This is a genomic window from Streptomyces sp. NPDC056883, assembly GCF_042788835.1.
Classification (GTDB): Bacteria; Actinomycetota; Actinomycetes; order Streptomycetales; family Streptomycetaceae; genus Streptomyces; species Streptomyces stoeckheimensis.
Map to the genome: position 1 here is coordinate 59589 of NZ_JBHUBS010000008.1, position 19633 is coordinate 79221.

Below are 19633 nucleotides of genomic sequence, written 5' to 3' on the forward strand. Positions count from 1 at the left end.
TGGACGTCCTCCCGCCTTCTGGGAGGATGTCCAGGGCGTTCGTGTCCACGGGGGGAGCGGGTTTCTGCATGAAGCGAATCGGCGTGACCGGGCACCGGTCGATTCCGGACGAGCTGCTCGGCCATGTGGAGGAGGGCCTGCGGGCCGTACTCGGGGGCCACGAGGGGCCGTTGGAGGCCCTCTCCAGCCTCGCCGAAGGAGCGGACCAGCTGTTCGCCGCCATCGCGCTGGAATACGGCGCCGACCTCACCGTGGTCATCCCCAGCGGGGACTACGAGGAGGGCTTCGAGGGCGCCGGCGCGCTCGACCGGTACCTGGGGCTCAAGCGCCGGGCCGCCCAGGAGATCCGGATGGACTTCGCCCGCTCCACCGACGAGGCCTACTACGCGGCCGGCACCTACATCGCCGACTCCTGCGACCGCCTCGTCGCCGTCTGGGACGGTCTGCCCGCCCGGGGGCACGGCGGCACCGCAGAGATCGTCGCCTACGCCCGCGCGCTCGGGAAACCCGTCACCGTGATCTGGCGGGAGGGCGTGGCCCGGGACTGAGGCCACGCCCGCCCCGACAGGTCAACTGCTGTGCCGGGCCAGCCAGTCCGTGTGCTGCGGGGACACGTACCGCTCGGTCTCGTAGACCGCGCTCGGCCACTGCGTCTCGGTGATCGTCGTCTGCATCACGACCATCATCGCGGAGAGGTCCTGCTCGATCAGGGTGTGCGCCTCGATCAGCGGGTGGTGGCGCCGCACCTCGTTCCAGGCGATCCCGGCCGTCGCCGCCGCGCTCAGCAGCCCGGTCAGCGCCGGCCCCGGACCCGAACCGAACGCCCCGAAGAGGGCGAACAGCAGCGCCAGCAAGGTCAGCAGGACGATCGACCACGACCACAGGGCCGTCGCCCGCCGGGACACCTCGGTCTTGCGCTGGTACCAGTTGCGCTGCTCGATCAGCCGGTCACGGACGTACGTCTCCCTGCGGACCTGGTAGTCGAGCCCCCGCAGCCGGAACATCGCACCCGTGATCTCCCCGCCCTCCGGCACCAGCCCGGCGGTCCGCGGATCCTCCCAGCCCATCTTCCGCAGTTCGTTCAGTCCCGCCTCCAGACGGGTCCGGTACGTCTCCTCGACGCCCGGGACGTCGCTGCCGAAGGGCGCACCGTGGACGGCGTACCGCCAGGCCAGCGATTTGATGAACTCCGCCGCGCTGCGGTTGAGTTGCCACTGCGGGCGGGCCCGGCGCCGGGTGGCCCGTACGCCCACGCCCAGCACCCCGGCGTAGGCGAGCACGCTCAGGAGCCCGGACAGGTACGCGGAGCCGGCCTTCGGCCCCTCGGGCAGTGCGGCGATCGCGGCGGCCACGACGAGCAGCATCAGCTGCGCGCGGGTGGCCTGGGTGGACTCCCGCTGCCGGGAGATCGCCGCCTGGTCGGTGTGGTGGAAGAGGGCCGGCAGGTCCTCGTTGCGAAAGGTCATGCTGTCACTCACAGCGAACCCCCCAGTCTGCTGTTTTCCTGCGTCTACAGGGGAGGTGCGGGGGCGGCGCCCGGCGGGAGCCGCCCCCGCGGATCACACCGCCAGGGGCTCCAGGTCCCGGTGGACCCGGCGCTCGTCGCGCGCGTACCGGGTCAGCCCGTGGTCCTCGCCGAGCAGCCGGGTCAGCTCGGCCACCGCCTCGGACCGCACCCGGTTGGCCTCCTCCTTGCGGCCCATCATGTCCAGGCTGACCGCCATGTTGGAGGAGCTCGCCAGGGTTTCAGGATGGTGCACGCCCAGCGCCTCGCGCAGTCGCATCACCGATATCCGCTCCAGCTCCAGGGCGCCCTCCGGATCGCCCAGGTCGGCCCGGGCGTTGGCCAGGTTGAGGTTGGCGAAGATGGTGTGCGGATGGTTGTCGCCCAGCACCTCGCGCATGTGCCGGATGGTCTGGCGCAGCATCGTGTCGGCGGTGTCCGCCGCCCCCGTGCCCCAGTGGAACACCGCGAGGTTGTTGACGGCGGCCAGGGTGTACGGGTGCCGTTCGCCCGGCACCTTGACGTACTCGTCCACCACCTCCTGGGCCAGGTCCCGCGCCCCGCCCGGGTCCCCGGTCGCGAACAGGTCCGCGGCCAGGTTCAGTTCGCAGGCCAGGAGGTCCGGGTTGACCGAGGTGTACTTGGCCCGGTACCGGTTGCGGGTCGCCGTGGTCAGCCGCAGCGCGTCCTCCACGTCCCCCGCCCTGCGCAGCGAGACCGCGAGGTTCTTGGCCGCCGACAGGGTGCCGGGGAAGGCCCGGCCCAGGGTCCGCTTGTAGATCTCGTACGTCCGGCTCAGCAGCTGCACCGAGTCGTCGTAGCGGCCCACCTCGCGCAGGTCGCGCGCCAGGTTCTGCGCCGAGGACAGGGTGTACGGGTGGTCCGTGCCCAGTACCTCCGTGCGCCGGTCGAAGACCTCCTGGTCGATCTCCCTGGCCCGCGCGTACTGCCCGATCATGCGCAGGTTCAGCGCCAGGTTGTTCGCCGCGGCCAGGGTCCGCGGGTGGGCCTCGTGGAAGATCTGCCCGAAGCCCTCGTGCGCGGCGTTGGCCAGCTCCATCGCCTCGCCGTAGCGACCGAGGGCGCCCAGGTCCATCGCCAGACCGCTGGTGGTCATGTACGTGTGCGGGTGCGAGACGCCCAGCGCCGCCTGCTGGCGCTCCAGCGTGCCCTCGTCCAGCTCCATCGCCTCCACGAACCGGCCCTGCGAGCGCAGGATGTTGGAGAGGTGGAAGCGCAGGTACAGGTACTGGAGGTCGTCGCCGCCCAGGGTCTCGCGCCAGGTCTCGCGCAGTTCCTCGCCCAGGGCGTACGCGGCCTTGAAGTCGCCGCGCTTCCAGAGGTAGCGGACGCGGTCGATCAGCAGCCGGCGGGTCTCCGGCTCCTTGCAGAACCGGGCCTCCGACGGGGTCAGGTGCGGCCAGATGGTGTTGAACCGCGGCCAGGTCTCCGGGTTGTCTATCGGCTCGTCGTCGTCCGGCCGGGCACCCGCCAGGATCCGGTGCACCGCGTGGCGGGCCTCGCGCTGCTCCTCCTCGGAGAGCTGCGCCCGGATCACGGCCTGCACCAGGCGGTGCACCTGGATGCTGTTGCTGACCTGGTCGACCTTGGCGAGGGCGAACCGGCCGATCTCCCGGATGACCCGGCCGAGCACGAGCTTCTCCTGGAGGGAGGAGTCGTACGGCTTGAGGGCGTCGATCATCTCCTTGCTGTACAGCAGGTTCGCCGAGATCGGCTCGGGGGCGAAGAAGGCGCACAGCTGGAGCAGCCGCACGGCCGCGGGGGAGCGGGACTGCAGGCGTTCTATGGACACGTTCCAGGTGGCGGCCACCGGCTCCGGGTAGCCGGGCGGCTGGTTCAGCGCCAGCACGCGGGCGGCCTGCTGGGCCAGCTGCTCGATGTACGCGGACACCGGGGTCGCGGTCTCCGCGATCCAGGCGCCCGCCTGCTCGACGGCCAGCGGCAGGTCGCCGACGGCGACGGCCACCTGCTCGGCGTCCTCCTTGCTCAGCCCGGGGGCCCGGCGCTGGAGGTGCTCGATGGACTCCTCGCGCAGGAACACGTCCACCGGGAGGGCGTCGCCGTACTGGGACCAGGACTGGTTGCGGGAGGTGACCAGCACGTGCCCCGGGCCGCCCGGCGGGAAGTACCGCTTGAGCGTCTCGGGATCGTCGGCGTTGTCGAAGACCAGCAGCCAGCGCGAGGAGGGCACCCCGCGCCGCAGCAGGTCGATCGCCTCCTGGGAGGCGGCCGACATGTCCTCGCCGGTCTGCGCGCCGAGGCGTACGGCCAGTTCCGCGAGGGCGGCGACCACGTCGTCGGTCTGCTCGGCGGAGATCCACCAGACCAGGTCGTAGTCGGCCATGAACCGGTGGACGTACTCCAGCGCCACCTGGGTCTTGCCCACACCGCCGAGCCCGAACAGGGTCTGCGGCTGCGGCAGCACCACGGATATGCCGCCGCCGAGCTGGTCGCGCATCCGCTCCAGGACGATGGAGCGGCCGGTGAAACCGGGGTTGCGGGGCGGTGCGTTCCAGATCTTCGGGACCGTCCCCGGGAAGCGGGGGCCGGGCGCGGAGGCGCTGGCGACGGTGTCGGGCAGCGCCATCGGCCGTTCCACCGCGCGCAGCAGCGCGGTCGTGGCGTGCACCTCGTCGAGGCGGAACAGGTCCACCGGATTGCGGTCGATGTACGGGGTGGAAAGGCGTACGTCGCCCACCCGCAGCGGCACCAGCTGGCGCCGGCCCCCGGTCGGGTCCTCGGCTGCGGCCCGCTCCCACACGTCCACCGCGCGGGCGGACTTGAGGTAGGCGCTGGAGAGCAGCACCACGGTCCGCGCGGCGGTGTCGACGCTGATCCCGGCTCCGCCCAGGGTGTCCCCGCCGCCGGTGGCCGGGGTCCGTTCGGCGGAGACGTCCCGGGGGACGACCCGGAAGCCGGCCCGGGTGAGCACCGATTCGATCCAGTCGGCCCACATGCGGTTCTCGGCGACGTAGGAGAGGAAGAGGTCCGCGGGCAGGGCGGGGCGGCGCCGGGTGAAGGCGTCCCGGATGCGCAGGCGCACCTCCTCGCCGATGGCGGGCATCGAGGTGACGTCGCCCTCGGTGACCACGGTGGTGAGCCGTTCGAAGGCGGAGAGCAGGGAGTTGGTGAGCCCGGCCTCGTCCCCGAAGGTGGCCAGCGTCTCCTCGTAGGCGTAGTAGGGGCGGTACGGGATCTCCACCGCGCCCCAGTAGGAGGTGAGGTCGTCCCCGATCAGGCCGTTGGGGAAGCGGTCGAACTTGATCCGGGCCAGGGCGCGGCCGGCGTCGGCCTTCTCCTTCTCGCCCTCGTCGATGCGCATCGGGACCGGGTAGATCTTGATGCCGCGGTCGTTGAACCGCTCGTCGATCTGCCGGGCCACGGAGGCCGCGCCGTCGATGGACTGGTCGGACAGGGTGAAGCAGTCGACCAGGACGTCGGGCAGGTGGACCGTGCAGATGTCGGCTATGTCGGAGAGGCCGGTGCGGCTGTCGATCAGGACGTAGTCGTAGTTCCGCTTCATGTCCGCCCGTAAGGCGTCGAAGAAGAGCCCGCCGCCGAGCCGGTCGTAGAAGTTGTCCCAGTCGAAGGTGGAGACGGTCGCGGAGTACTCGCGGTTCTGCCGGCCCGCCGAGACGAAGTCGAGGGTCCCGCCGTCGGGGAACTCCCAGCCGAGGGTCTCGGGGGTGAGCGAGACGGCGTGCGGCTGGATCCGCGCGTAGTCCTTGTGCCAGTCGTCGGCGCGCTGCACCGGGCTGGTGGCCGCCCACGCGTACTCGCTGATCAGGTCGATGACACCGGTGGTGGCGCCGAGGGTGGAGGGGTCCAGGAAGGGGTGGAAGAAGCGGTGCAGGCCGGGAGCCTCCAGGTCCCAGTCCACGGCGAGGACCCGCTTGCCGTTGGCGGCGAGGATCCAGGCGGTGTTGGCGAGCGCCATCGTGCGGCCGGTGCCGCCCTTGTAGGAGTAGAAGGTGACGATGCGCCCCTCGCGGTGCTCGTCACTGCTGCTGTGCTGGCTGTCACGACTCGATGTCATCCGCGTCCCCCCGGTCGTTGTCGTTTTCCTTGTCGGACCTGCCGGGCCTGCCGGACCCGTGGGGCCTGCCGGACCCCTCGGGCCTGCCCGGCCCCGCGGCGTGCCCGGGCCTGCCCGTCCCGTCGCCCGGATCGCCCGCCGTGGGCGGGAAGGGGGCGGGCGGTGGGGCCGGAGGCCCGTTCATCCCCATCGGACCGAGCAGCCGGGGCCGTTCGGTGCCGGCCGCGGGGCTGCCTGCCGGCGGATAGACCTGGGCGTGTCTGAGGAACTGCTGGGCGGCGGCCTCCACCACCTGCGGCAGGATCTGCCCGAGCGTCTCCATGTTGGCCACGCCGTTGGCGGCGGCCCGGCAGGCGGCCCGGCCCTGGCTCATCTTGACGGGCATGGTGTCCTCGAGCCGGTGGGCCAGCTCGCTCTCCTTGGCGCGGCTCTGGTGGTCGTACCGGTTCCACGGCACGACCACGTTGATCCACGGCCGGGACTCCTGGTCGAAGGCGGCGAGGCGCTGGCGGCGCTGCTCGTCCTCCACCGCCCACCGGTCCACGATGAGGATCTCGGGCCGGGTCGGCGGCTGTTTGGAGTCGAAGTGCCCGGCTTCGTCGTCGAACGACCCCACCGACGTCTGGTAGTTGAGGTTGCGGACCAGGTCCTCGGCGACGTAGGCGATGGGCCGCTGCGAGACCGGGTGGTACGGGTTCCAGTCCAGCGCGCTGTCCCCGTAGTACTCGGGGCTGCGGCCCTCGGGCAGATCGTGCCGGGAGGCGGCGGCCACGGTGACGTGCAGGGTGCGCGCGGTGGCGCTGGGGGTGCCGTTCGGAGAGCCGAAGGCGCTGGGCACGAGGCGGTAGTCGAGCGGCCTGATCGGATCGAGCCGGACGGTTTCGGCGACCCGGACGATCCGCTTGGCGAGTTCGTACACGGCGCTCTCGTACTGCTCGGCGTAGCCCCGCAGTTTGATCAGTCCGTAGAGCCCGTCGGTGACGTACCGCTCGCCGAAGGTGTTGTGGTTGAACTGCAACCGCTCGGCGGGAAGCGGTAGTTGGGAGGGCGGTACCGGCACCCATAACGCGGGCACGATGGCCTCGGCCGGCTGATTGCTGAGCGCCACGTGGTGGATGGTGCGCTGCGCGAAGGCGAACCACTCCTTCCCGCACATTTCGCTGGCGAAGTAGCGCGGCGAGAACAGGGGGACGAAGACCCGGCAGGTGGCGAGCGCCGCCCCGAGCCGTTCCGACCAGCCCTCACCGCTGCGTATCTCCCGGTCCATGAAGCCGGCCTCGGCTCCCGCGGGCAGATTCGTCAATGCCATGACATGACTGCAGAGATCGCGGAAAAGCCGCTCCACCCACATGTCCGGGTCCGGTCCTCCCGCCCCGAACCTCGGTGTATGCGCATAACTGAGAAAAAAGTACGGCTGCACTGATGCGGGCACACGACCCCCGTCCCGAAGATGCGAGCGAAGAAACATCATTCCGGAGCTGCTCCGCCACATCCCCTCATCGTTCAGTCAATCAGCGTCTGTTTTCGGTCATCCATTCAAGCGCGTGATCGACGGCATGCGGAAGGGCGAAGAGCATGGTCGATGCCCCGCCGATCCGCCCCCGGCGTATCCCGTCTTCCGGGAACGCCCTGCCGATCTCGGCGAAATCGCTGTCATCCAGTGCGATGTCCTCGTACGCGGTCCACCCTTCCCGCTTCGGCCCTTCAGGCTGCCCCCCTGAAGACCCCGGATGGTTCACCTTCACCACACACTCGTACATGCGCAAGGGGGGCTTCGGAATTCGATACTCCGCGAGATGGAAAGCGGTACAGACGGAAAATCCCACATTGATCATGAGTACCGTCCATCCCTCCCCGCACATCTTTCCCAGGGGTGATTCCTCGCCCAAATGGCTGGTCAGGGGATGTCCCGCGCACAGGTCCCGGGCGCCTTCGCCGACCGCGGAGAAGGAGGTCTGCGGATGCCCGCTGCGCGCCGCTCCCGGGGCGGTGCGCACGGCTTCGGCGAGGACCCCCATGCCGTGGCTCGGGGTGCGCGCCGGGTCGAAGGCGGGCATGCGTGCGCGGAAGGCCCGTACGCCCTCCTCGGTGAGGCCGGCGATCCGTGCCAGGTGCGCGGTGGAGGTCTTGGAGTTCTGCGGGGTGAAGGCCGGCGCCGCGAGGGTGCCGCCCGGACCGACGGCGGCCAGGAGGGCGTCGCGCAGCTGCTCGGCGCGCAGACCGGTGCCGCCGAGCGAGGCGTGCACCAGGAGGCGCATGCCGGGGCGGACACCGAGGGCGTGGAGGGGGCCCGTCAGGGGGCCGGGGTCTTCGGGGCCGGGCCGAGGGAGGCGGTCCGCGGGGCCCGGCGGGCCCGTCACGCGTCGACCGCCTTCAGTTCCCAGCGGAGCTGTTCCACGAGCCGCTTTCCGGTGCTCGTCAGCTCCGCCGCCCCCGACAGCCGGTCCAGCGCCCGGTTGATCCGGTCCAGCCCGCCCGGCTCGGCGGTGGCGGTCGCCCGCAGGTAGGCCTCCACGGCCACCCGCTCGTGGACGTCGGCCAGCAGCCGGGACACCGGGACCGGGCGCTCCCGCCACGGCGAGGGGTGCTGCCATTCCCCGTCCAGCGCGTACAGGTCGGCCACCTCGGTCAGCGCCTGGAGGCCCGCCCGCCGCCGCCCGGTGAGCAGTGCGAGCGCGGTCTCCGCCACCCCCGCCGCGTACGGCACTCCGAGCGCGCCCGGACCGTGCCGCCCGGCCTCGCCCCAGCCGCGGGCCCGGGGGCCGCCCGCGAGGGGGGTCAGGGTGGTCAGCCCGGTGGCGGCCGCCCGCGCGAACTCGGGCACCGAGGCGTGCAGCAGGGCCCACGCCGCGTCGAGGCGCTCGCGCCACTCCTCGGCCTCCCCGGCGCCGAGCCGCAGCCGGGGCGGGCGGGCGAAGCAGTTGCGGTGCGGATCCAGGTCCTCCAGCGCCACCGGGACCGCGTCCGGCCCCGGGGACCAGGTGCGTACGGGCTGCCAGCGCGCGTCACCCGCCGCCGGCCCGAAGCGGTGCTCGGGGCGCCCCTCCTCGCGCACGGCGTACCCGCCGTCGGCGGCGTGCAGGGTGGCCCGGCCCTCGGTGCCGGGCTCGCCCAGGCGCAGCAGGCCGAGCGTCGGCAGGTACACCTCGCCGTCCCGGTAGACGACCTCGGCGGGCAGGTCGAGCCCGCCGCGCAGCACGGCGGCGGCGGCCAGTGCGGTCAGCCGGCGGGCCGCCCCGGAGGCGTCGGGGCCCTCCTGGCCGGGCTCGAGGCAGGCCATGACCCAGGTCCGGGTGAAGGGGTGGGCCAGTACGGCGTCCAGCGCGTCCGCGCCCGCCTGCCCGGCCCGCTCCACGGCGCCCAGCACCCGCCAGGCTCGCTCCCAGTCGGAATCACCCGTGCGGCGGTCGTTCAAGAGGGCGAGCAGGTCCCGGGTCAGCTGCTCCTGGGACCCGGCCAGCTCGGCCGGGTCGGACAGTTCCGGTGCGCTCGCGCGGGCACTCGTACGCCCCTCCACGCCGTCGACGAGCTCGCGCAGGTCCGTGCAGTAGACGGAGGGGTTGTCGAAGTTCCCGGGGGCTTGCGAGCCGGACGGCTCGTCGGAACCGGCCTTGTAGCGGTGCGTGTAGAGCCCGCCTCCGCACGAACGTACGACGGGGCACCGGCGGCACGTGTCGCTGACGCCGGCCAGTCCCAACTGGCGGGCACGGACCCCGGGATGGGCCGCGACCAGGTCGAAGGAGTGGTCGAAGACGTTGAACCCGGTGGCGGCGGCGCCCTCGAAGGCGCTCTTCAGGGAGTCGACTTGTTCGAGGTTCCCGTCGGTTTCCACCACGACGAGGTCGGTGGGCGCCAGTCCGAGGGACTCGGTGAGGCTGGGGCCGCCGGCCAGGGTGGAGAACAGCGAGTCGAAGAGCCGTACGGGGACCGGGCGGCCGCGGCGGTCCCAGTGGTCGAAGACCCGCAGCAGCCAGCGCGCGTAGGTGTCGGGGGCCTCGTCGGGGCGGACCGGGGGCGTCTGCCAGGTGGCGTGCGGGAGGAGGAAGTCCACGCGCGGCGGGGCCAGTTCGACGAGGGCGTCGAGGACGGCCACCGGATCGTTGGCCACGTCGATGGTGCAGAGCAGGCCCTGGTAGAGGTGGCGGTAGGGCTCGGTGCGCAGGAGGTCCACGGCGGCCAGGACCAGGGGGTGGCTGGTGCGCCCGTCGGCGAAGCGCCGGTGGCGGTCGTTGGCGGCGCGGTCCCCGTCGAGGGAGACGCTCACGCTGACGCCGAATTCCGCGAAGAGGTCCAGGTAACGGCGGCTGAGCTGCAGGCCGTTGGTGTGCATGCGCAGGTCGAGGGCGGCGATGCCGTCGAGGGCGCGGGTGAATTCCTCGCACACGAGCCGGAGCCGGGCGGTGCCCGCGAGAAGCGGTTCCCCTCCGTGAAGGATGACCGTGACGGAGGGGAGTGCGTGTGTCCTTGCGTGTTCGGCGAGACGCGACGCGGTCCGGGCGATCACCTCGGGGGAGATCACTTTGGGCCGGGCGCGCCAGCTCTGATCTGCGTGTTCGTAGACATAGCAATGATCACAAGCAAGATCGCATCTGCTGTGAACTTTCAGGACGATCTCGCGAAAAGCGATCAGGCCGGTCATTCCACCAGTCTAGAGCGCCGACTTCCTCGTCAGAGTGCAGAGTTGAAGATGGGCGTCTGAACCTTTCGACCGGATTCCGTCGGGAGGACGCGACCCAGGCTCGCGGCCGCGCGCGCACCACGGACATCGATCCGGTCGAGCGGGACGCGGGTGGCCGTGACGGGGCTGGCCGGGTGGGTTGCGGAGGTGTTCATGACGCCGTCCTCGGGGAGGTCATGGGGAATGGGAGGGGGACAATGGCGAGGAGAGCCACTGCCTGGCGCGGACTTTACCTGCCCTTGTGCCCCACGGCTCGCTAAACCTGGACGCGGGTTCTCACAATGTGACCTCTCGGTCCAATGAACGTGACGAACGATCACGCGCCCGTGGCATGGGTGAACGAATTCCACGGGCCCGCGCGCCGGGCGTTTACCCAAAGGCAAGATCCATTTCCCGCCGGGCCCCCCTCCTACGCAGGCTGCTGCTCGTTGACGGGAGGCGCGGGCACCTCCCTGAGCAGCCACGTCAGTACGTCGGGCAGGGCGCGCAGTGCCGCGAAGTGCGCGGCGGCCGGGTCGATGTTCGTGGTGGCACCCGGGATGCGGCCGGCCAGCCAGCGGGAGTGGCCCACGGGGGAGAACACGTCAAGCTCCCCGTGCCAGATCAGCACCGGGCAGCGGATGTCCGCCGGGTCGAAGCCCCAGGGGCTGCTGAAGGAGATGGCGTCGTCGATCCACCCGTAGGCGGAGGTGCGGACCCCCTCGCGGTAGTTGCGCAGGAGCATGGCCCGCAGCCCCGCGTCCGCGACGATCATGCGGTCGCTGTCGGTGAGCTCGCGGCGCAGCTCGTCCAGGAGCCGGCCGGGGTCCTCGGCGATCCCGGCGGCGCGCGGGATCAGCCGGGCGGCGAGCTCCTCGGGGTCGCGGCCGGCGGTGGAGTGCTCCCGGATGTTCGAGGGGGACATGCCCGCGAACCAGTCCAGGTCCTCCGCGTCCCGGGGGGCCAGGGAGACCAGTGCGGCGGTCCGGGTGACCCGGTCGGGGAGCAGGGCGGCGCAGGCCAGCGCGCCGGGGGCGCCGCCGGAGCGGCCGGCCACGGCGAAGGTGTCCAGGCCCAGGGAGTCGGCGATGGCGGCCACCTCCGTGGCCACGTCGGCGACGGTGCGGCCCGGATGGCGGTCGGAGCCCCCGTAGCCGGGCCGGTCGTAGGCGATGAGCTGCATCCGGCGCTGGTAGAGGACCATGCCCCGGGGGGCGGGGCCCAGGCGGCTTCCGGGCATGCCGTGGAGCAGGAAAACGGGTTTTCCTTGCGGGTCGCCCCAGTGCTCCACCGTCAGATTCCGTCCGTCCGCGACGCGCACCTGACTGCGCACGCGCTTCCTCCCTCACGGTCGACGCGACTCGTCACGGTGATTGTGCTCGCTGGGGGAGGAGTGCGGTAGGGCGCACTTCGCCCGAAATTCTTGTGAAAGTTTTCACAAGCGCACAGGGGTCTTAGGTCCCGGAGTGTTTGTGCAGGTCAGATGGGTGATTAAGGAGAGGTGAACGGGTGTGAACAGCCCTTCGGCCTGGTGGATAAGGGCTTTTTCGGCGGCACGGCTTCCGCTTTTGGGTGTCGAATTGAGTCATCAGGAAAGCGGTTCAGGTTGAGTCGAAATGAAGGAGTTCCTGCCATGCAGGCGAACGAGATGGTGGATGGACTGGTCCAGGGGGCGCTCAAGGCGCTCGACCAGTTCTCGTCGTTCAACCAGGAGCAGGTCGACCACATCGTCAAGAAGGCCTCGCTGGCCGCGCTGAGCCAGCACGGCGAGCTCGCCCAGCTGGCGGTCGAGGAGACCGGTCGCGGCCTCTTCGAGGACAAGGCCGTCAAGAACCTCTTCGCCTGCGAGCACGTCGTGAACTCGATGCGCGGGCTCAAGACCGCCGGCGTCATCCGCCGCGACGAGCTGAACGGCATCACGGAGATCGCCGAGCCCGTCGGCGTCGTCTGCGCCATGACCCCGGTCACCAACCCGACCTCCACCACGATCTTCAAGGCCCTGATCGCCCTGAAGACCCGCAACCCGATCATCTTCGCCTTCCACCCCTCCGCGCAGAACTGCTCCGCCGAGGCCGCCCGCATCGTCCGCGACGCCGCGGTCGCGGCAGGCGCCCCCGAGAACTGCGTCCAGTGGGTCACCGCCCCCTCCATGGAGGCCACCGGCGCCCTCATGAACCACCCGGGCGTCTCCACCATCCTCGCGACCGGCGGAAACGCCATGGTCAAGGCCGCCTACTCGTGCGGCAAGCCGGCCCTGGGCGTCGGCGCGGGCAACGTCCCCGCGTACGTCCACAAGAGCGCCAAGCTCGGCCGCGCGATCCACGACATCGTGCTCTCCAAGGCCTTCGACAACGGCATGATCTGCGCCTCCGAGCAGGCCGTCATCCTCGACGCCGAGATCTACGAAGCGGGCCTCGCCGAGTTCAAGCGGCTCGGCGCCCACGTGGTCTCCGCCGCCGAGAAGACCAAGCTGGAGCAGTTCGTCTTCGGCACCACCGCCTACGCGGCCGACACCAACGGCGCCAAGCTGAACCCGGCGGTCGTCGGCAAGTCCCCGCAGTGGATCGCCGAGCAGGCCGGCTTCACCGTCCCCGCCGACGCCTCGATCCTCCTCGCGGAGTGCAACGAGGTCGGCGAGAACGAGCCGCTGACCCGCGAGAAGCTGTCCCCGATCCTGGCCGCCCTGAAGGCCTCGGACACCGATCACGGCCTCGAACTGGCCGCCGCGATGGTCGAGTTCCACGGACTGGGCCACAGCGCCGCCATCCACGCCGAGGACGAGGAGCTCGTCGAGGAGTTCGGCAAGAAGGTCAAGGCGATCCGCGTCATCGCCAACTCGCCCTCCACCTTCGGCGGCATCGGCGACGTCTACAACGCCTTCCTCCCCTCGCTCACCCTGGGCTGCGGCTCGTACGGACACAACTCGGTGTCGAACAACGTCACCGCGGTCAACCTGATCAACGTCAAGCGGATCGGACGGCGCAACACCAACATGCAGTGGTTCAAGGTCCCGCCGAAGATCTACTTCGAGCGCAACTCCATCCGCTACCTCGGTGAGATGGACGGCATCAGCCGCGTCTCGATCGTCACCGACAAGACGATGGTCTCCATCGGCTTCGTGCAGAAGGTCGTCGACATCCTGCAGGCCCGCGAGGGTGCCGTGTCGATCCAGATCATCGACAACGTCGAGCCCAACCCGGAGCTCTCCACCGTCCAGGCCGGAGCCGCGATGATGCGCGACTTCAAGCCCGACACGATCATCGGCCTCGGCGGCGGTTCGCCGATGGACGCCGCGAAGATCATGTGGCTGATGTACGAGCGCCCGGAGGTCGAGTTCGCCGACACGAAGGAGAAGTTCTTCGACGTCCGCAAGCGCGCCTACAAGTTCCCCTCGCTCGGCGAGAAGGCCAAGATGGTCGCCATCCCGACCACCTCGGGCACCGGCTCCGAGGTCACCCCGTTCGCCGTCATCTCCGACCCGGCCGCGGCCCAGAAGTACCCGCTCGCCGACTACGCGCTGACCCCGAACGTCGCCATCGTCGACCCGATGCTGCCGATGGGCCTCCCGCCCAAGGTGACCGCCGACTCCGGCTTCGACGCCCTGACGCACGCCACCGAGGCCTACGTCTCCGCGTACTCGAACGACTACACCGACGGTCTGTGCCTCCAGGCCATCAAGCTCATCTTCGAAAACCTGCAGCGCTGCGTGGTCGACGGTCCGAACGACCCCGAGGCCCGCGAGAAGATGCACAACGCCTCCACGGTGGCGGGCATGGCCTTCGCCAACGCCTTCCTGGGCATGGTCCACGCCATGGCGCACACCCTGGGCAACACCTTCCACGTCGCCCACGGCCGCACCAACGCGCTGCTCCTGCCGCACGTGATCCGCCACAACGGCACGGTCACCCACAAGGCCACCCCGTGGCCCAAGGCCGAGGTCTACCGGGCGCCGGAGCGCTTCCAGGAGATCGCGAAGATGCTGGGCCTGCCGGCCGCCACGGCCGCCGAGGGCGTCGAGTCCTACGCCAAGGCCGTCGAGGAGCTCCGCAGCAAGTGCGGGATCACCTCCTCCTTCGCCGAGGAGGGCGTGGACGAGCAGGCCTTCATCGAGGCCCTGCCGACCCAGGCCATGAACGCCTACGCCGACCAGTGCGCCCCCGCCAACCCGCGGATGCCGATGATCGACGACCTGAAGCAGCTGATGCGCCAGGCGTACTACGGCAACGCCGAGGGCGCCCCGGCCAAGAAGGCCGCCGCCAAGAAGAAGTAACCCTTCTTCTCCTCCCAAGAACCTCCGCTAAGGAGCGGAAGAGCCCGCCCGGGACGCTAAGGCCCGGGCGGGCTTTCCACGTGTCCGGACGCGGGACCGGCCGCAGGCGGGCGACCGGCTACAGGTGCGGGATCAGCAGGGCCGCGGCCGAGCGGGCGCGCTCCAGGGAGGTCGCCCGGTCGGCGCCGCGCTCGCCCAGCACCACCCGGGTGCTCAGCCCGTCCAGCAGCGCCAGCAGCTCCGAGGCCCGGGCGGGGACGTCCAGGGCGGCGGCGAAGCGGCCCTGTTCCACCCCCTTGGCGAGGAGCGCCTCCAGGTCCCGCTGCCAGCCGTCGTCGATCTCCTGCTGGGCGGCGCGCAGCGGCTCGTTCGAAGGGATGCGGGCCCACAGCTCGATCCAGAGCGTCCAGCGCGGATCGCGGGGGCCGCGGGGCAGGTAGAGCTCCAGGAAGAGCGCGAGCTTGCGGTGGGCGGTGGCCCGGCGTGCCAGCAATTCGGTGCGCTCTTCGGTCAGTTGGCGCTCGCTCCAGTGCAGGGCGGCCAGCAGCAGCCGGTCCTTGCTGCCGAAGTAGTACAGGATGTGGCCGCCGCTGGTGCCGAGCCGTTCTGCGAGCGCGGACATGGTGAGCGTCGCCAGCCCGTCCTCGGCGATCGCCGTCATGGCCTCTTCCAGCATCCGCTCCTGGGTGATCCGCCCGTCGCGCCGCCGTGCCGCTCCCGCTGCCACGTGTGCCGCCTTCCCGGTCTCCGCCGCCTTCCCGATCTTCGTGGGCCGACCCTATCCCGGACAGGGTCTTGACGGGGTCCGGGTCGGGGGCGCATCTTGAATGCCATTCAAGAACTTAGAACGCCGTTCAAGATTACTGCGGCGGTTCGACAGGTCACCGGGACGAAGGTCAGGGGCAGGCGCATGGCACAGCAGGAGACGACGGCCGACGTCGACGAGGTCTTCAGAGTCGAGACGCACGGCATCGACCCCATCCCCGACGCCGAGCGCCACGGCGGGGCCAAGGACCTCTTCTGGCTCTGGTTCGGCTCCAACCTGACCTTCACCTACGTGATCAACGGAGCCCTCGCCGTCGCCTTCGGCCTCACCTTCTGGCAGGCCACCGCCGTGGTCGTGCTCAGCGGCCTGTCCTTCTTCGCGATCAGCGCCGCGGGCCTCAGCGGCATCCGCACCGGCACCGCCACCCTGGTCATCTCCCGAGCCGCCTTCGGCGTACGGGGCAACTGGCCGGCCGGCGTCCTCAACTGGGTGGTGAGCATCGGCTACACCATCGTCAACACCGTCGTCGGCACCCTGGCGCTGGAGGTCTTCTTCGCCGAGATCGGCCTGGGCGAAGGCACCCTGATCCGGGCCGTCGCGCTCGGCATCACCCTCGCGCTCACCTTCGCCGTCGCCATGTGGGGACACGCCACGGTGCAGTTCGCCGAGCGCTGGATGGCCTACGTCCTGGCCGTCGGCTTCGGCGCCCTGCTGGTCTTCGTCCTGCCCGGCACCGAGACCACCGCCCCGGCCGACGCCCTGGCCCCGGGCCTGTCCGGCTGGAGCCTGGCCTTCGTCGTGATGCTCGCCGGGCCCTTCTCGTACCTGCCGATGCCCGCGGACTACACCCGCTACCTGCCCCGCACCACCTCGCTGAAGTCGATCACCTGGATGGGCGCGCTCGGCGGGTTCGTCTCCTCCGTCGCCCTCGGGATCGCCGGTGTGGCCGCCGCCACCCAGACCGACATGACCGACGCCGTCGCCGGGGCCGAGAGCCTGCTGCCCGGGTGGTTCCAGCCGCTGTTCCTGGCCCTGGTGCTGGGCGGCTCCGTCACCAACTCGATCATCACGCTCTACTCCTCCAGCCTGAACCTCCAGGTCCTCGGGATCCCGTGGAGCCGGGCCCGGGCCATCGTGATCAGCGCCGCCGTGACCGCCGCCGGATCGCTCGCCGCGCTCTTCCTCACCGACTTCACCACCTCCCTGCTGTCCTTCCTCTCCCTCCTGATCATCGTGTTCGCCCCCTGGGGCGGCGTCTTCCTCGCCGACATGCTGCTGCGCCGCTGTCGCTACGACTCCGACGCGCTGCACGCCGGGAGCGAGGGCGCCTACTGGTACCGCTCCGGCTACCACCCGGCCGGCATGACCGCCCTGCTCGCCGGTATGGCCTTCGCCGCCCTGACCTGCGACTCCGAGCTGTGGACCGGACCGCTCGTGGCCCCGCTCGGCGGCGCCGACCTCACCCTGCTCGGCTCGGTGGTCTCCGGGCTCACGTACTGGGCCCTCGCCCGGCGGACGCCGGCTTACGTCCCGGCGGCCTAGGTCTGCCGGGTCTGCCCGGGGGTTTTTCCGGACCCTCCCGGCCTCCCCGGGGCCTTCCCGGCCTCCCCGGACCCTCCCGGCCTCCCCGGGGCCTTCCCGGCCTCCCCGGGCCCTCCCGGCCTCCCCTGGCCCTTCCCGGCCCCTCCCGGCCCTTTCCGCCGCCTCCGGGCCGGCCTCCGCCTCGTCCGGCCCGAGCCTCGTCTCCCGGCCGCCCCTCTCCCCGTACCCCCTCTGCACAGGAGCACCACCCCATGTCGTACGCCGCCCCCGCCGATCTGCTTCTCACCGGAGCCCGCATCCACACCGTCGACCCCGAGCTGCCCGAGGCCGAAGCCCTCGCCGTGCGCGACGGGCGGATCGTCTGGGTCGGCCCGGACGCGGAGGCCGCCGACTGGGCGGGCCCGGACACCGAGCGGATCGACGCGGGCGGCCGGCTCGTGCTGCCGGGGTTCATCGACGCCCACAACCACGTCCGGCTCGGCTCCGACGACGCGTGCGTGCAGCTCGCCGGGGTGCGGACCCTCGAAGCGATCCTCGACCGGATCGGCGCGTGGCGGGAGGCCAACCCCGACGCCGACTGGATCGAGGCCGAGGCCTTCGACTACTCCGCCATCCCCGGCGGCCGCATGCCCACCGCCGCCGACCTGGACCCGGTCACCGGGGACACCCCCGCGATCGTGCTCTCGTACGACGTCCACACGGCCTGGCTGAACACGGCTGCCATGCACCGGCTCGGAGTCGCGAAGGACCGTACCGACCTGCCCTTCGGCACGGCGGCCGTGGACCCGGAGACCGGTGAACCCACCGGGTTCGTCAAGGACTTCGCCATCAAGGGGCTCTCCCGCGACGGCCACCGCGCCCTGCGCGACCTGGGCGTGCCGTGGGCCTCCCCGGACCGCCAGTACGGGCGCCTCGCCAAGAGCCTCGACGACGCGATCGGCTTCGGCATCACCACCGTCGTCGAGCCGCAGAACTCCCTTGACGACCTGGAGCTGTACGACCGGGCACGCGTCGAGGGCCGACTGCGCTCGCGGATCGTCGCCGCGCTCTTCCACCCGCGCGGTACGACCGAGGAGGACCTCGACCTCTTCGAGGCGGCGGCCAAGCTGCATTCCGGAGACCGCTTCCGGGTGGGCCCCCTCAAGCTCTACATCGACGACGTCGTGGAGCCGCGCACGGCCGCGCTGCTGGAGCCGTACACCGGCTGCGGAGCGCACCGGGGCGAGACCTTCTACCCGGCGGAGGAGTTCGCCGAGCTCCTCGCCCGGCTGGACGCGCGCGGGTTCCAGTGCTTCGTCCACGCCACGGGCGACCGGGGCATCCGTACCGTCCTCGACGCCGTCGAACACGCCCGGTCGGTGAACGGCCCGCGCGACGCCCGCCACCAGGTGGTGCACGTGGAATGCCTGGACCCCGAGGACGTGCCGCGCTTCGCGCAGCTCGGCGTGGTGGCCTGCATGCAGCCGCGGCACTGCGCGCCGGAGATCGCCGGTCCGGGCCAGGACTGGGCGGAGAACGTGGGGGAGGACCGCTGGCACAAGGCGTGGCCGATGCGGAGCCTCGCCGACGCGGGCGCGGTCCTGGCCTTCTCCAGCGACTGGAACGTCGCCGAGATGGACCCGATGATCGGCATCTACACGGCACTGACCCGGCGCCCGCTGGACGGCGGAGACCCGTGGCAGGAGCAGGAGACGGTGGACGCCCGCACGGCGGTGTACGGCTACACGATGGGCTCCGCGTACGCCAACTTCCTCGAGCAGGACCGGGGTTCCCTCACCGTCGGCAAGGCGGCCGACTTCGTGATCCTGTCCCGGGACATCCTCGCGGTGGCCCCGGAACAGATCCCCGGCACGGTGGCCGAAACGGTGGTGGTGGCGGGCGAGGTGGTCCACCGGGCGGCGCCCCGCGCGTAACGCGATCACGACCGGCGGACGAAGGCTCTGTGGCTGAACGGACCTGACGGGCAAAGGGCGTTGTGGGGCGGCTGGGGCCGCGCCCGCTCCCGCGCCCGCCGCCGGCGCGCTGGCCCAGGTCACCAACAGCCGCACCTGGGCCATCAGTTGGATCGCGGCCGCCCGCGCCGGACGGAAGGCCCCCGGCGGCCGCGGCCGGGCGGCCTTCCAGGACGCCGCCGTCGCCTCGGCGGTGCACGACGCCCTGGTGGACCTCGCTCCGAGCCGCACCGCCGTGCTCGACGCCGCGCTCGCGGAGACCCTGAGCCGGATCCCCGACGGCCTCGCCGCCGGAGCCCGGCAGGCGACGCTCGCGCTCGCGGACCGCCGGGGCGACGGCCTCGACCCCGCCTCCGTGAACGCGCCCTTCACCGTCCCCGCCGCCCCCGGCGTCTGGCAGCCCACGCCCGACGGCTACGCCCCCGCCGCGCAGCACGGCAACCGCGTGGCCAAGCCCTTCCTGCTGGACTCCCCGGACCAGTACCGGATCGGCCCGCCGCCCGCGCTGGACTCCCGCCCCTACCGGGCCGACCTGGCCGAGGTCCGCGCGTACGGCGCGGCCGACTCCACCGTCCGCACCGCCCGCCAGACGGAGACCGCCACCTTCTGGTGTGGCTCCTCGCTGACCCTGTACACCGAGCCGCTGCGCGTCGCCGTGACCCGCTCGCACGGGTCGGCCGCCGAACGGGCCGCGCTGGTCGGCCTGTTCCACGCCGTGCTGGTCGACACGCAGATCGCCACCTCCGACAGCAAGTACGCGTACACGCGCTGGCGCCCGGTCACCGCGATCCGCACCGGCGCCATCGCCCCCGACCAGACCTGGACCCGCTGCTCGCTCCACTGGGCTGAGCCGACCGGCCGCCGGCCGGGGCGTGTGCCCGAGAC

The 19633-nt window shown here is 71.5% G+C and carries 13 protein-coding genes; 4 read left to right on the forward strand and 9 right to left on the reverse strand.

What is annotated here, in order from left to right; translation table 11 throughout:
- Positions 1 to 68: 68 nt before the first annotated feature.
- A complete protein-coding gene (locus ACFRU2_RS20880; RefSeq protein WP_351379328.1) occupies positions 69 to 548 on the forward strand; it encodes a hypothetical protein in 480 nt (159 codons plus the stop codon).
- Between the two features lie 21 nt (positions 549 to 569).
- Here ACFRU2_RS20880 and ACFRU2_RS20885 read toward each other — a convergent pair whose 3' ends face one another.
- The 7 genes from ACFRU2_RS20885 to ACFRU2_RS20915 all read right to left on the reverse strand — a co-directional run bounded on the left by ACFRU2_RS20885 (position 570) and on the right by ACFRU2_RS20915 (position 11551).
- Positions 570 to 1466 carry a DUF4231 domain-containing protein gene (locus ACFRU2_RS20885; RefSeq protein ID WP_382974119.1) on the reverse strand — a complete coding sequence of 299 codons (897 nt, stop codon included), beginning with the start codon at positions 1464 to 1466 and terminating at the stop codon, positions 570 to 572.
- A gap of 93 nt (positions 1467 to 1559) precedes the next feature.
- A complete protein-coding gene (fxsT, locus tag ACFRU2_RS20890; protein WP_382974120.1) occupies positions 1560 to 5561 on the reverse strand; it encodes an FxSxx-COOH system tetratricopeptide repeat protein in 4002 nt (1333 codons plus the stop codon).
- Entirely contained in the window at positions 5545 to 7029 is a 1485-nt protein-coding gene (locus tag ACFRU2_RS20895; RefSeq protein ID WP_382974620.1) for a TIR-like protein FxsC, read from the reverse strand. Before ACFRU2_RS20895 ends, fxsT begins: the two co-directional genes overlap by 17 nt.
- Before the next feature lie 43 nt (positions 7030 to 7072).
- Positions 7073 to 7819, reverse strand: coding sequence for an aminoglycoside N(3)-acetyltransferase (locus ACFRU2_RS20900; protein WP_382974122.1), 747 nt, complete (start codon positions 7817 to 7819; stop codon positions 7073 to 7075).
- Positions 7820 to 7917: 98 nt separating this feature from the next.
- The gene (fxsBH, locus tag ACFRU2_RS20905; protein WP_382974124.1) at positions 7918 to 10200 is read right to left on the reverse strand and encodes a radical SAM/SPASM protein FxsBH, inactivated beta-hydroxylase extension form; all 2283 of its coding nucleotides are present in this window, start codon (positions 10198 to 10200) and stop codon (positions 7918 to 7920) included.
- Positions 10201 to 10229: 29 nt separating this feature from the next.
- The gene (gene fxsA / locus ACFRU2_RS20910; protein WP_382974126.1) at positions 10230 to 10394 is read right to left on the reverse strand and encodes an FxSxx-COOH cyclophane-containing RiPP peptide; all 165 of its coding nucleotides are present in this window, start codon (positions 10392 to 10394) and stop codon (positions 10230 to 10232) included.
- 254 nt (positions 10395 to 10648) lie between these two features.
- Positions 10649 to 11551: an alpha/beta fold hydrolase gene (locus ACFRU2_RS20915; RefSeq protein WP_382974128.1), complete on the reverse strand. Its 903-nt coding sequence runs from the start codon at positions 11549 to 11551 to the stop codon at positions 10649 to 10651.
- Positions 11552 to 11851: 300 nt separating this feature from the next.
- On the opposite strand from ACFRU2_RS20915, the gene adhE reads away from it, so the two are divergent.
- Positions 11852 to 14488 (forward strand): bifunctional acetaldehyde-CoA/alcohol dehydrogenase, encoded by a 2637-nt coding sequence (gene adhE / locus ACFRU2_RS20920; RefSeq protein WP_382974131.1) that lies wholly within the window; start codon positions 11852 to 11854, stop codon positions 14486 to 14488.
- Positions 14489 to 14606: 118 nt separating this feature from the next.
- Here the strand turns inward: adhE and ACFRU2_RS20925 are convergent, their stop codons facing one another.
- Positions 14607 to 15164, reverse strand: coding sequence for a TetR/AcrR family transcriptional regulator (locus ACFRU2_RS20925; protein WP_382974622.1), 558 nt, complete (start codon positions 15162 to 15164; stop codon positions 14607 to 14609).
- Positions 15165 to 15398: 234 nt separating this feature from the next.
- On the opposite strand from ACFRU2_RS20925, the gene ACFRU2_RS20930 reads away from it, so the two are divergent.
- Positions 15399 to 16796, forward strand: a complete 1398-nt coding sequence (locus tag ACFRU2_RS20930; RefSeq protein ID WP_382974132.1) for a purine-cytosine permease family protein — start codon at positions 15399 to 15401, stop codon at positions 16794 to 16796.
- Between the two features lie 251 nt (positions 16797 to 17047).
- On the forward strand, positions 17048 to 18709 hold the full coding sequence (locus tag ACFRU2_RS20935) for an amidohydrolase (protein WP_382974134.1): 1662 nt from the start codon (positions 17048 to 17050) through the stop codon (positions 18707 to 18709).
- Between the two features lie 558 nt (positions 18710 to 19267).
- Here the strand turns inward: ACFRU2_RS20935 and ACFRU2_RS20940 are convergent.
- On the reverse strand, positions 19268 to 19552 hold the full coding sequence (locus ACFRU2_RS20940) for a hypothetical protein (protein WP_382974136.1): 285 nt from the start codon (positions 19550 to 19552) through the stop codon (positions 19268 to 19270).
- Positions 19553 to 19633: the final 81 nt, after the last annotated feature.

Bases quoted from the DNA above. Each gene is read 5' to 3' on its own strand.
- ACFRU2_RS20880 (WP_351379328.1), top strand. From the start codon at position 69: ATGAAGCGAATCGGCGTGACCGGGCACCGGTCGATTCCGGACGAGCTG.
- ACFRU2_RS20885 (WP_382974119.1), bottom strand. From the start codon at position 1,466: ATGACCTTTCGCAACGAGGACCTGCCGGCCCTCTTCCACCACACCGAC.
- fxsT (WP_382974120.1), bottom strand. From the start codon at position 5,561: ATGACATCGAGTCGTGACAGCCAGCACAGCAGCAGTGACGAGCACCGC.
- ACFRU2_RS20895 (WP_382974620.1), bottom strand. From the start codon at position 7,029: ATGTTTCTTCGCTCGCATCTTCGGGACGGGGGTCGTGTGCCCGCATCA.
- ACFRU2_RS20900 (WP_382974122.1), bottom strand. From the start codon at position 7,819: ATGCGCCTCCTGGTGCACGCCTCGCTCGGCGGCACCGGTCTGCGCGCC.
- fxsBH (WP_382974124.1), bottom strand. From the start codon at position 10,200: ATGACCGGCCTGATCGCTTTTCGCGAGATCGTCCTGAAAGTTCACAGC.
- fxsA (WP_382974126.1), bottom strand. From the start codon at position 10,394: ATGAACACCTCCGCAACCCACCCGGCCAGCCCCGTCACGGCCACCCGC.
- adhE (WP_382974131.1), top strand. From the start codon at position 11,852: ATGCAGGCGAACGAGATGGTGGATGGACTGGTCCAGGGGGCGCTCAAG.
- ACFRU2_RS20925 (WP_382974622.1), bottom strand. From the start codon at position 15,164: ATGCTGGAAGAGGCCATGACGGCGATCGCCGAGGACGGGCTGGCGACG.
- ACFRU2_RS20930 (WP_382974132.1), top strand. From the start codon at position 15,399: ATGGCACAGCAGGAGACGACGGCCGACGTCGACGAGGTCTTCAGAGTC.
- ACFRU2_RS20935 (WP_382974134.1), top strand. From the start codon at position 17,048: ATGTCGTACGCCGCCCCCGCCGATCTGCTTCTCACCGGAGCCCGCATC.
- ACFRU2_RS20940 (WP_382974136.1), bottom strand. From the start codon at position 19,552: ATGGCGCCGGTGCGGATCGCGGTGACCGGGCGCCAGCGCGTGTACGCG.